Annotated in this window: 10 protein-coding genes; all 10 read left to right on the top strand. The window is 63.5% G+C overall.

Annotated elements, in window-relative coordinates; all coding sequences use genetic code 11:
- Window positions 1-180: 180 nt before the first annotated feature.
- The 10 genes from htpG to C1717_RS02575 all read left to right on the top strand — a co-directional run bounded on the left by htpG (window position 181) and on the right by C1717_RS02575 (window position 12560).
- Window positions 181-2232 carry a molecular chaperone HtpG gene (gene htpG / locus C1717_RS02620; RefSeq protein ID WP_102371683.1) on the top strand — a complete coding sequence of 684 codons (2052 nt, stop codon included), beginning with the start codon at window positions 181-183 and terminating at the stop codon, window positions 2230-2232.
- A 314-nt stretch (window positions 2233-2546) separates the two neighbouring features.
- The gene (locus C1717_RS02615) at window positions 2547-2846 is read left to right on the top strand and encodes a WXG100 family type VII secretion target (RefSeq protein ID WP_102371682.1); all 300 of its coding nucleotides are present in this window, start codon (window positions 2547-2549) and stop codon (window positions 2844-2846) included.
- Entirely contained in the window at window positions 2846-7432 is a 4587-nt protein-coding gene (gene essC, locus C1717_RS02610) for a type VII secretion protein EssC (protein ID WP_102371681.1), read from the top strand. Before C1717_RS02615 ends, essC begins: the two co-directional genes overlap by 1 nt.
- Before the next feature lie 4 nt (window positions 7433-7436).
- Window positions 7437-7757, top strand: coding sequence for a DUF4176 domain-containing protein (locus tag C1717_RS02605; RefSeq protein ID WP_180965812.1), 321 nt, complete (start codon window positions 7437-7439; stop codon window positions 7755-7757).
- A gap of 9 nt (window positions 7758-7766) precedes the next feature.
- The gene (locus tag C1717_RS02600) at window positions 7767-8174 is read left to right on the top strand and encodes a DUF5082 family protein (RefSeq protein ID WP_102371679.1); all 408 of its coding nucleotides are present in this window, start codon (window positions 7767-7769) and stop codon (window positions 8172-8174) included.
- A gap of 34 nt (window positions 8175-8208) precedes the next feature.
- On the top strand, window positions 8209-8541 hold the full coding sequence (locus C1717_RS02595) for a DUF5344 family protein (RefSeq protein WP_102371678.1): 333 nt from the start codon (window positions 8209-8211) through the stop codon (window positions 8539-8541).
- A 78-nt stretch (window positions 8542-8619) separates the two neighbouring features.
- Complete coding sequence (locus C1717_RS02590; protein ID WP_102371677.1) at window positions 8620-10095, top strand: T7SS effector LXG polymorphic toxin; 1476 nt, start codon at window positions 8620-8622, stop codon at window positions 10093-10095.
- Window positions 10096-10097: 2 nt separating this feature from the next.
- Window positions 10098-10349, top strand: coding sequence for a hypothetical protein (locus tag C1717_RS02585; RefSeq protein WP_102371676.1), 252 nt, complete (start codon window positions 10098-10100; stop codon window positions 10347-10349).
- Window positions 10350-10351: 2 nt separating this feature from the next.
- Window positions 10352-11344, top strand: coding sequence for an FHA domain-containing protein (locus C1717_RS02580; RefSeq protein ID WP_102371675.1), 993 nt, complete (start codon window positions 10352-10354; stop codon window positions 11342-11344).
- Between the two features lie 106 nt (window positions 11345-11450).
- Window positions 11451-12560, top strand: coding sequence for a protein kinase domain-containing protein (locus tag C1717_RS02575; protein ID WP_102371674.1), 1110 nt, complete (start codon window positions 11451-11453; stop codon window positions 12558-12560).
- The last annotated feature ends 87 nt before the right edge of the window (window positions 12561-12647 follow it).

Raw genomic sequence — 12647 nt, 5'->3', positions numbered from 1 at the left:
TCGTGTCACGGCGCTCGTTACGCATGCTTCCCAGGATCGCTTCTCAATCAAATTGGAGGGCATGTAGATAATCTAAGTCTTGTACGCTAAGGTTTTATGCGTGCCCATATGGGTACCATGTGGTCGGTACATAGCGCACGCGGCGTGGCCGCATGCGGCAACATGGGAAGGACGCAGCACATGCGCAAGTTCAAGACAGAGAGCAAGAAGCTCCTCGACCTGATGATCAATTCCATCTACACCAACAAGGAGATCTTCCTGCGCGAACTCATCTCCAACGCGTCGGACGCGGTGGACAAGCTCAACTTCAAGAGCCTTACCGACCAGTCGCTCGACGTCAAGCAGGAGGACCTTGCGATTCGCGTGAGCTTCGATAAGGATGCGCGCACGATCACCGTCTCCGACAACGGCATCGGCATGACCGCCGAGGAGCTCGAGCGCAACCTGGGCACCATCGCCCATTCCGGTTCCGAGGAGTTCAAGGAGGCAAACGCCCAGAGCCAGGGCGACGCGGTGGATATCATCGGCCAGTTTGGCGTGGGATTCTACTCTGCCTTCATGGTTGCCAAGAATGTGCGCGTGGTGAGTCGCGCCTATGGCGAGGATGCGGCTCACGTATGGGAGTCCGATGGCATGGAGGGCTACACCATCGAGGACGGCGAGCGCGCCGAGCACGGCACGGACGTTATCCTGACGTTGCGCGATAACGAGCCTGCCCGTCCCACGCAGCCTGGCGAGCCCGCCGAGCCCGGTGAGAACTACGATCGCTACCTGACTGAGTGGGAGCTCAAGGAGCTCATCCGCCGTTACAGCAACTACGTGCGCTATCCCATCCAGATGATGGTCACCAAGAGCCGCCAAAAGCCCAAGCCCGAGGATGCCGGCGACGACTACAAGCCCGAGTATGAGGACTATCAGGAGCTCGAGACCATCAACTCGATGACGCCTATCTGGAAGAAGCGCGCAAGTGAGGTTGAGCAGAAGGACTACGACGAGTTCTACAAGAGCACGTTCCACGACTTCGAGGCGCCGGCGCGCACGATCAGCTTCCACGCTGAGGGCACGCTCGAGTACGACGCCTTGCTGTTCATTCCTGGTCGCGCGCCCTTCGATCTGTACAGCAAGGACTATGAGAAGGGCTTGGCGCTCTACAGCTCCAACGTCATGATCATGGAGAAGTGCGCCGACCTGCTGCCGGACTACTACAACTTCGTGCGCGGCATCGTCGACTCCGCCGATGTCTCGCTCAACATCAGCCGTGAGACTCTGCAGCACGACCGCCAGCTGCACGCTATCGCTCGCCGCATCGAGAAGCGCATCACCACCGAGCTCGGCGCCATGCGCGACGATGACCGCGAGGCGTATGAGAAGTTCTTCGAGAACTTTGGCCGCGGGCTTAAGTACGGTATCTACTCGAGTTACGGCATGAAAGCAGACGAGCTTGCCGACCTGCTGCTCTTCTGGAGCGCCAAGGAGCAGAAGATGGTTACGCTCTCTGAGTACGCCGCCGCCATGCCCGAAGGCCAGAAAGCCATCTATTACGCCGCGGGCGACGACCGCGAACGCCTCTCCAAGATGCCCGTGGTGACGGGGGTGCTCGCGCGTGGCTATGACGTGCTGCTCTGCACGCAGGATGTGGATGAGTTCACGTTCCAGGCCATGCGTGAGTATGTGGCAAAGGACATGCCGAAGCTCTATGAAGACGAGGCAGCTCGCGAGGCCGCTGCCAAGGCGGTGGCCGACGGTGCCGAGCCCGAGACCGAGGACCGTCACCTCGAGCTCAAGAACGTCGCGTCGGGCGATCTTGACCTAGCGACCGAGGACGAGAAGAAAGAAGCTGAGGAAGCATCCAAGGAGCATGCCGACCTCTTCGAGGCGATGAAGGATGCGCTGGGAGACAAGGTGGAGAAGGTTGCCGTGTCCTCGCGCCTGGTGGGGGAGCAGAGCGCGCCCGCTTGCATCTCCACGGAGGGTCCGCTCTCGCTGGAGATGGAGAAGGTGCTGAAGCGCGGCCCCGAAGCGGACACCGAGGACCTGCCGAGCACCCAGCGCGTGCTCGAGCTCAATGCCAAGCATCCCGTGGTCGCTAAGCTCGTCGCAGCCCAGGAGGCTGGCGATACCGAGAAGCTCGGCTTGTACGCTGGGCTCCTCTATGACCAGGCTCTCTTGGTCGAGGGCATCCTGCCCGAGGACCCAGTCGCCTTCGCGCGGAACGTCTGCGAGCTGATGTAGCGCTTCCTTCGCGGCGTCGCAGCTTGCCGTCGTGATCGAACGGCAAGCTGCGTCGAGGCTCCGGATTGAAAAGCATCGCATGAACGTCAAAAGCGCTTGGAAATGCGCTGGATTTGACGAACGTGCGATGCTTTTCCTGTATGGGGCGCCTTGCGGATGGGTGCTTTACGGGTCCTCCTACGTTCCCCCGCGTGTCATGACGAGGTGCGCTCCCACCAGGCCCCCGAGCTGTTGCACAACAGCCCGGAAGTTCGTTCGTGCGCACAATGAAAGCATGGTGCGCATAGGGCGCACGGACGAAGGGAAGGTTTGCCATGGCTTCGAACGAGATCCTGATTTCCCCTGATGCGATGCGTGGTCGTGCGCGTGAGTGCGATACCCAGGCGAAGACGATCGGCGACGTCGTCCGCAACATGGACGCCCTGCTTGCGAATCTCCAAGCGGAATGGAAGGGCCAGGCTTCCGATGCGTACTCTGAGCGTTACCTCGGCGAGTTCAAACCGGGCCTCGAGCGCACTCAGAGGATGCTGGAGGAGATTTCGCGCGCCCTGAACCAAGAGGCGAGCAACAAAGAAGAGGCCGACCGCGCTGCTGCTGCAGCTTTGCGCGGCTGATGATCGTCACCGTCCAGTCTCGCGAGCGTCTGCGCACGCGGGCGTTGCCGGAAACGGTCGCCGGTGCGCATTGGATCGAGGACGCAGCGGGCACGCGTCTTGCGTTTATCGAAGGTAGGGAGGGCTTCTGGCACATCGAGCCCGCCGGAGGCATGAACGTGCGCGGGATGGATGGTGCCGGAGGCGCGCTCGCGTTGACGCCGCGGGAGTCGATGGTGCTCAACCTCGACTCCGCGAGCGGCGAAACCTGGTGCCTGGTGTTCTATCCCGACTCACCGGGAACGAAAGAGACCCAGATCTTCGGCTTTACCGGGGACGGCGTCATCACCGTGGGCCGTGCGCCCGAAAATGACGTCTGCTATGACAACCCCTTCGTGTCCGCGCTCCACCTGACCCTGGCGTACCAACGGGGCGTTTGGACCGTGCAAGATGAGCGGTCGCAAAACGGCGTCTTCGTCAACGGGGCGCGCATCCGTGCGGGCGTGCCGTATCGATTGGCGTACGGCGATGTGGTAGCCTTCCTCGACGAGCGCATCACGGTGGGTAAGGGGTTGTTCTCATGCAACTGCCCTGGGGGCGCGGTGCGCGTCCGCGAATCCTTCGTGCGCTATCGAGCGGTCCCTGTCGAGGCGCCCACGTCAGAACAGGACGCAAAACCAGCCTACTTTTATCCGGCGCTCCGTTTCGCGCGGTCGATTGAGCCCAAGGACTTCGTGATCGATGCCCCGCCGCAGCCACCGGCAGAAGAGAAGATGTCCCTCGCCATGCGCATAGGCCCGTCGCTCGTCATGGTGCTGGCCTCGGTGCTCTCGGCCATGGTTTCCGTGAGCACGCTTGCCGACCAGGGCGGTTCCATGATCCGTGCCGTCCCTATGATCGGCATGGCCGTGGCCATGCTCGCGGGTAGCGTGCTCTGGCCCATTTTGAGTTCTCGAAGCCAGACACGCCAGCGCCGTGAAGATGAGGCACGCCGTCGCGCGGCCTATTCCCAATACCTCAGCAGCAAGCTCACCTCCATCGCGGAGGAGGAGAACCTGCAGCGCCAGATCCTTTGCGAGAACCGCATCCCCGTGCAGGCGTGCCTGGAGCGCGCGTACACGGGTAGCCCTGAACTCATGGATCGGACGGCGCTGCATGACGACTACCTCGCCGTGCGATTGGGCCTGGGCAGCGAGCCGCTGCAGGCGAACATCCGCTTCCCCGAATCGCATTTCTCGGTCGTGGAAGATGACGTCCGCGATGCCGTTGATGCCCAGGCGCGCGAGCCGCGCGTCCTGCGCGAGGTGCCCGTCGCCTACTCCCTTATCGACAAGCCGGTGCTCGGCGTGGTGGGCGACCGCGAGCTCGCCCGCAGCTTCGTTCGCGGGATCATGGTGCAGATCGCCGCCTTGTGCAGCTACGACGATGTCAAGCTCATGGTGCTTTGCGATGGGGCCGAGCGCGACGAGTGGTCCTTTGCCTGGCACCTGCCCCACTGCTTCTCGGGCGAGCGCAGCGTACGCTTCACGGCGTGCGGCATGGAGGAGGCAAGCGAGCTGGGCATGTACATGGAGCGCGTGCTCGATGCCCGCCGTGCTGCCGATGTCTTCGAGGCACGCGACGCCCAGCCGTACTACGTGGTGGTATGCGCTTCCGAGGACATCGCCGATACCTCGGGGTTGGTGCGCTCCATCGTCGAGAGCCGCGAGAACCTGGGCGTCTCGCTTATCGCTATCGCACGCGACATGCATGACCTTCCCAAAGAGTGCCGTAGCGTGATACACCTTGGTCACGAGGGCTCCTACCAGCTCGATCGCGATGACCCGCTGGGAAACCGCAGGGAATTCGTTCCCGATATCGGCGTCACGCGCGACCTGGCGCAGGGCTTTGCGTTCGCCATGGGCAGGGTCAAGCTCGATGTCGAGGTCGCCGCGCAGCACATCCCCGACCACCTGGGCTTCCTGGAGCTTGAGGGAGCCGGCAGCGTCGAGCATCTGAGTATTGCCGCCCGCTGGCGCGAGAGCAACGCCTCGGCAACGCTGGCGTGCCCGGTGGGCGTGGACGCGCAGGGCGAGCCGCTCATGCTCAACCTGCACGAAAAGTTCCACGGTCCCCATGGCTTGATTGCGGGAACCACCGGTTCGGGCAAAAGCGAGTTCATCATCACCTGGATCCTGTCCATGGCGATCACCTATTCGCCCAACGACGTCGCCTTCGTCCTCATCGACTACAAAGGCGGCGGTCTTGCCAAGGCCTTCGACAACGAACATGTGCATCTCCCGCATCTGGCGGGCGTCATCACGAACCTCGACGGCGCGGCGATCAAGCGCAGCCTGGTGTCGATTCAAAGCGAGCTCAAGCGCAGGCAGGCACTCTTCAACCGCGCGCGCGATGCTGTGGGCGGCGACAATGTGGACATCTACACCTACCTCGACCTGTTCCGTCAGGGCAAGATGACCGAGCCGTGCCCGCACCTCTTCATCGTCGCGGACGAGTTCGCCGAGCTCAAGCAGCAGGAGCCGGACTTCATGGACGAGCTGATCTCCGCTGCGCGCATCGGTCGCTCGCTCGGCGTGCATCTGGTGCTTGCCACCCAGAAGCCGTCAGGCGTGGTGAACGACCAGATCTGGAGCAACGCGCGCTTCAAGGTCTGCCTCAAGGTCGCCGACGAGGCCGACTCGCGCGAGATGATCCGCCGCCCGGACGCCGCCTCGTTCTCGCAGGCGGGCAGGTTCTTCCTGCTGGTGGGCTATAACGAGTACTCAGCGCTGGGCCAGGCGGCCTACGCGGGGGCGTGCTATACTCCGCGCGAGCGCTTTATCGCCACACGCGATGAGGCGGTCACGCTCATCTCCGACACGGGCCGGCAGCTGGTCTCGGTCAAGCCCGACCATGCGGTTGATACCGAGGAGACGGGGCCGGAATCGGTGGCGGTGCTGCGCATGGTCGAGCGCGTCGCAGCCGAAGAGGGCCTGCGGGCGCGCCAGCTCTGGCTCGAGCCCATCCCGGCTCGCATCGTCGTCGACGAGGTGGCGGCAAAGTACCGCGTGCCGTGCGGCGGCATCGCCGATGCGCAGGCGTTTAGCATCGCGCCGGTGGTGGGTGAGTTCGACGACCCGCAGCGTCAGCGCCAGGGGCCCTTGGTGCTCGACCTTACCCGGAACGGCAGCGCGCTTGTCTACGGTTCGGCGGAGACCGGTGCGGAGCAGGTGCTGCGCTCGGCGCTCTACGGCATGCTGCAAGATTTCGACGCGACCGAGCTCAACGCCTACGTGCTTGATTTCGGCAGCGAGTCGATGCGCGCATTCGCGCAAGCTCCGCAGGTGGGTGGCGTGGTATGCGCTGAGGACGAGGAGCAGGCGCGTCGCTTCTTCGACTTGATCGAAGGCGTGCAGGTACGGCGCCGCGCCCAGCTCGCGCAGTACGGCGGATCGTTCGACCGCTACATCGCGGCCGGTGGCGCGATGCCGGCGATCGTCGTGGTGCTCAACGGCCTTCCGGCATTCACGGAGGCCGCTCCGCAGCTCGAGGAGCGCCTGGTGCGCTTCCTGCGCGAGGCGGGCCGCAGCGGCATCTATGTGATCGCCTCCGCCCCGGGGTCGTCGTCGTTGCGCATCCGCATGCGCCAGACGTTCCGCCAGATCCTCGTGTGCGACCCAAGCGATCCCACCGAGTACGGGACGGTATTCGGGTCGATGCGCGGCATCCCCCTGCCGCGCGGCTACGGGCGTGGTCTCACCCTCACGGACGAGGGCATCTTCGAGTTCCAGGCGGCGCAGCTGAGCCGCACGGGCGATGATTACGGCGCCGCCGCGGCGCTGGGCGAGCGTCTGCTGCGCGCGCATGAGGCGGCTGGCCTGCCCCAGGCGCAGCCCGTCCCCACGGTGCCCGAGCACATCGATCTTGATGCCCTGCTCGTCCAGCCGGTGCATGCCCTGTACATGCCCTACGGTCTGTACGAGGACACCCTCGAGTCCGCCGGCTTCGATTTCGACGAGGCGGCTATGGTCCGCGTCCTGTACCAGCGGCGCAAAAGCGGTGCGGCGTTCCTTCACGCGCTCGTGGCTGTTGCCGCGAATCTGCCCGCGTGGGACGTGGCGCTCGTGGATGCCGCGCAGCTCTTCGGCGCAACCAAACCGGAAGGATGCTCGTTCGCCACGCGCAAGCACGACCAGGGCCTGGCCTACCTTGCGTCGGCGCTCTCGGGCAGCCTGCCGACGAAGCAGGCGGAGGAGGGCGCGCATACGACGCTGGTCATCGTCACCGGCATAGCCGGGCTCCTGAGCTCGGGCGATCGCGAGACGGCAACGCTCGCCAAGCAGCACCTGCAGAGCCTCGCCCTTACCGATGCGGTCCGCGTCATGCTCTTCGATGCGGCGGCAGATGTCTCCTACGGCTATGACGATTGGTTCAAAGCCCAGATGACCAACAGGGATGGCCTCTGGATCGGCCCCGGCATCGAGGCCCAGACGGCGTTCAACGTGTCGTACACGAAGTTCGTGCCCGACCACGCCATGCGCGCGGAGCGCGGCTATGCCATAGAGGGCGGCACCCCCAGGCTGGTTCGCCTGGTTCGTAGCGCCGCCGGTGATGAGGGGAGTGAGTAGCCCGATGATCGAGAGCCATGAATTCTACCCGCTCGGATCGGTGGTGACCATCCAAGGGAGCCCGAAGACCCTGATGATCGTCTCGCGCGCGCTCGCCTATAAATCCGACGAGGGCAAGACGGAGTACTACGACTACGGCCTGGTGCTCTACCCCGAGGGAATGCTGCGCGATACCATGATCTACACCAACCATGAACTGATAGACCAGGTACTGTTCCGCGGATTCGAGAACGAGGAGAACGCGAAGGTCGTGGCCGACCTGCAGGAGCTGCTCCCCAAGCTGACCATCCCCAAGGCCGACCCCGCGCCGAATAACGAGTGGTAGGAGGCGGGCATGGCTACGGAGTCCGAGATCCGCGCGGAGATGTCCGCGATCGAGCGTTGGTACCGTGAGGAGAGCGCGGAAAACGAAAGGCTCAAACAGCAGATCGACGATCTGGAAATCGCGCTGGCCTACGTGAAGAGCGCAAAGAGGGAAGCGCGGGAGATTGAGGACACGTTCAAGACGTATAACCCGGATGATGCGTGGAAGGGACGCTCCCGCGAGCGTTTCGGTAGCCAGCGCTATCAGGTATACGCCAAGGCCCACCGCTATCGCGAAGCTATAGACGAGCTTGAGGATCGGATCTCGAGCAAGATCTGGGATCTGAGGCTGCAGGTCAACGTGATTGCCGAAGCCATAACAGGGTTCGACAACAGGTTGAACGAGCTGAGCAGAGCGCTCGGCGAGTTGATGGGTTGACGCGTAAGCCGGCGGCAGGATTGAGGAGCGAGGTATGGGAACGCAGATAAAAGCTAAGTTCGCCGAGCTGCACCAGGCGCAGAAGACGATAGACGCCGCTCGCGTTTCGGTCGATGGCGTAAAGCTCTCGCTGGGCGATAAATCGTCGAACTCCCAGGCGCTCAAGGAGTTCCGCGCACGTGCCAAGGAGTTCAAGAAGCTGGTCAAGAGCTATTGCGATCTGCTGGAATCCGATGCTCGCGAGTTCGATGCGCTCATCCAGAACCTTGAGGAGCAGGATAGGGCGTCGGCGGGGGCTTTTGCGGCAGGGGGCGCCTCCGTCGGGGCGGATGCGCTCGGCGCCGTCAAACGTCAGGCGAACCACTAGCAGGTAGGGCGCGGCGGGTGCGGTGCGCACGGCGCATGAACCGGCAGCGGCGGACCCAGGCGCATAGAAGGGGAAAGCATGGCAGCTGATTACGACATCAGATACATAGAGGTCAACGACCATCAGAGGCTATACGCTGAGTATGAGCAGGCCCTTGATGAGGCGATGCGATCCGTTGACAGCGCCGTGAACACCTTGTCGGGGCTCGATTCGTTCCAGGGGCAGGCCGCACTCGCTGCCAAATCGTATTTCCAGGACGTGCACCAAGGCTTGGCGGAGGCGCTCTCCACCCTGGCGCATCAGCTTAGCACGACGTATGCGACCGATTTCTCGTCGAGGTTCGCGGAGGATCCGATCAAGGAGGGGGCGGACGCCCACGATGCGCGTTGGCCGTCGTCGGTGATCGGGTCGGCGCGCTCCAAGATGGCTACCTACCGCGACGAGCAGCTGGCTCAAGCGGAGCGCAACCTGACCCGCGCGGCACAGAGCTTCCCCCAGGGCATCTCATTCGACATTCCCTCTTCGGGCAACCTGCGTTCGGCGTTCGAGGAGTGCATCGAGAAGACGAAGGCCTTGCGCCAGGCTGTTGGCAACGCGGATGGTGAGGGAGCGGCCTCCCTCGCGAATGAGCAGGGCGACTTCGACCGTGTGGCCGCGGGCTTGAGCCAGGCGATCGCATCGTGCGCTAAGAGCGCCGCGCCCATCGTGGACTACCAGCCCGGAAGTTTCTTGCAGACCGTCGAGGAGCTGGGGATAGCCGATGCGCTGGGCAGGTGTCGTGAATACCAGGTCGCAAACGAGAAGATCGTCACCGAGTCGCTCGAGCGGAGCATCTCGGTAAAGAACGCCCAGATCGAATACGAACGCGAGCAAGCGCTGAAGGAAAAGAAGCGCTGGAGCGTGGTCGGTACCATCGCCCAGGTTGCGATCGTCGTGGGGGCGGGGATGGCTATGGTGGCGACCGCCGGCGCAGCCACCCCGTTGCTCTTCGCGGTCCAGGGCACGGTCAGCACGCTGGGGTTCATAAGCGCCTCGAACGATCTGCTGGATCGTGTGGAACAGACCGGTAAGGTCCTGACCGGGGTAGACGTGTATGCGGACGTCGAGGAGGATGAGGTCCAGTCGACGGCGAACGCCATCGGCAAGGGCGTTGGCGAGGGCACGGGGCTTATGCTCGAGTACGACTACACCAAGCGAGGCGTCCTCAAAGGTGACGATGCGTTCAAGCCGGGAAGCGACAAGCTTTTCCTTGGTAGCCAGGCCCTAGGTCTCGGTTTCGACATGGTTGAGCAAGGGGTCGAGAGCGATGAGGCGAAGACGGGCGTGAAGATCGTCGGCGAGGGCGCGTCGTACGTCTACGACGGCATCGCCGACGGGTTTACCGGTGCAGGAACCGTCGACTTGGCTGGCAAGGTGGTTCAAGCGGGGTCGGATTATCTCATGGGAGAGGCCGACGAGCAGCTTGAGAGCCTGCGCGATGAATCTCAGCGCTTGGATCGCTTGCAGGAGAGTCTGGAATCCGACGAAACGTATGCATGGGGTGCACGGTGGTAGCAATGCAGAAAGTGCTGTTCGATATCATGCTGCCCGCTACGGGCAAGCATTATGACTTTTGGGTTCCCTCGGATATGCCCATGCAGACGGTTACCGAGCTTGTCGCACGGGCCATGCAGGTCGCTGAACCCGATTTCTACCGGGCCACGGCGGATGCGGCGCTCATGTACGTTCCCACGGGTGAGATTCAGATGCCCCAGGCGACGGTTGCGCAGATCGGTTTCACCGATGGCGATCGGTTTGTACTGGTGTAGCTATGAAGTTCAAGGTCAAAGGACCGAGGCGCAAAGAGGTTCGCGCCATCACGGTCGAGAGCGGGAAAAACGACGCGGTCGATTACGCCGATATCCAGCGGCTGGTTCATGGACGGCCGGTCTCGTTCGTGCCGTTTGAGTATCAGCAGCACGGTCGCACCTGGTGCTTCATGTACGACCCGTCGAACCTCGTGCGTATCGACGATGTGCTCGCCATGGGACTCGAACCCGGGCAGCTGAGCAGCTTCCTCATATCGTTCCTGGACTTGCTCGGCGATTGCGAGCGGTGCGAGCTCAAGCGCCAGCGGGTAGCGCTCGACCACACCCAGCTGTTCTTCGATGTCGAGGCGCGGCGTCTGCGCTTCGTCTACGTGCCTTTGCAGTCGTTCACCACCGGCACGGTGGGGATCAGCGACGCGATGGCATACCTTTGCGAGCGCGCGGACACGGTGAACGAGAGCGTGCTGCGGACAGCCGCTCTCGAGTACGCACGTGGCACGGCCGTGGTCACGAGCGGCCAATACCGCCTGTTCCTCGTGGAACACGGGGCCCTGCCTGCCGACCGCGAGGAACCTCAGAGCTATGATTGGCTCGACACCGACCAGCTTGGCCAGCGCAGCTCCCATGGCCTCGATTTCACAAAGGCCGCCGGGCAGTCCCCGGATTTGAGGCAAGGAATAAGGCCGGATATGGGCATGCCCGCTGCCCGGCCATGGATTCTCATCCGCGAGGCGACCGGTGCGTCATGGCAGCTCGGTGAGGGCGTGTACGACATAGGTCGCGACGAATCGTGCTCCATCGTCATACCCGACGCGCGCGGGCTCAGCCGCATGCATGCGTGCTTCACGTGCCGGGGCGCAGCGTGCGCCGTGACCGATATGGATTCGACGAACGGCGTGTTCGTCGACGGAAGGCGCATCATGCCGCGTGCCGAGGTCCCCCTCCGCCGCGGCAGCGCACTCAAGCTCGGTGCCGAGCAGTTCACGATTCGCTAGCGCCGTATCGTAGGCGCCATGTCATAACTCGCCGTTCCCATGTCATCTTCGAAGAATCCGTTCCGTGAATATTATGGGGGGAGCAATATAAAAGGAGCGTGCGGCGATGCCATCTGTGACGGCTGAAGAGCAGAAGCTTAGGCTGATATGCGCCGCGGCGGGCGTAGCTGTTGCCGAGCAGATGCATGCGACCGAGCACGCCCGTGTGTACCGCGGGGAATACCGGGTGAACGGCTGCCACGGGATAGCCTGCGCTCTCAAGATCGTCCGTGGCCCCCATGAGTTCATAGGTCGCCAGGACGGCATCATCCGCGCATGCCTTATGAGGGGCGGCGCGTGGGGCGGCGGGCCCGGTCGTGCGCCCGCCGGCGCGCTCACTCCCATCTTGCATCACGGTAACATGGCGTTCCCCGATGGCGACGAGGCGTTCTTTCTGGTAACTCCCTTGCTCGAGGGGTCGAGCTTGGCCGATGCCCTCTACTGGGGCGTTATCTCCCGTAGAAGGGGGGCGCGCGTCAAGAAGAGCTACGAGCTGTCGCGACCCTGGGTGTGCGAGCAGCTGTCGCTGCTTGCGGACGGCCTGGCGCGCCTGCGGGGGCAGTGCTTGGACCATGCAGGTGAACCGGTACCCGCGCTGGTGAACTTCGATCTGAAACCCCAGAACATCTTCCTGTGCTCCGCTCATGGCGCTGCAGGAGGGTTTCGCCCCTGCTTGCTGGATCTCGATACCCTCGTGCTGTTTGAAGAGGGGTTCCGCGACGCGCGGGTGGGTGTCGCCGCGATGGGCCTGCCGGCTGGTGCGCCGCCTGGCACGCCGGGCTATAGCGCGCCCGAGCTCTTTGGCGAGCAAGCGCTCGTCACCCTGCGAAGCGATGCGTGGGCTTTGGGCATCATCGCGTGCGAGGCGCTTTCGGGGAGTTGGCCCTATGCGACCGCGACCATCGGCGAGCAGGGTGAGGCGTCGGTACATGCCTGGCTGGCTTGGTGCAGGAAGAACATTCCCGCCAAGACGGCGTATGCGCTGCTTGACAACCTCTTCCTATACCGGAGGGGTGGCGACCGCAGGTGGATAAACCTGCCAGCAGAAGCCCTGTCCACGCTCGTGGCCTGCATGGATGTCGCTCCAGGCAACCGGCCCGAGCTCACCGAGATCGCACGCGCCCTGCACGAGGTCGCTGTCTGTTTGGGAGAGGGGGAGCAGGCGTTGCGCGCCTGAGCCCGAGGCGTGTCCGGCGTTGCATCAAAGACGCGCCCTGCTGTTGCGCAACACCTCTGCAGTAGGCCGCTGCGTACAGTTTTACTG

Source organism: Enorma phocaeensis, from assembly GCF_900186505.1.
GTDB lineage: Bacteria > Actinomycetota > Coriobacteriia > Coriobacteriales > Coriobacteriaceae > Enorma > Enorma phocaeensis.
The sequence above is the reverse complement of the archived record's forward strand: the minus strand, read 5'-3'. Positions and strand labels throughout refer to the sequence as shown.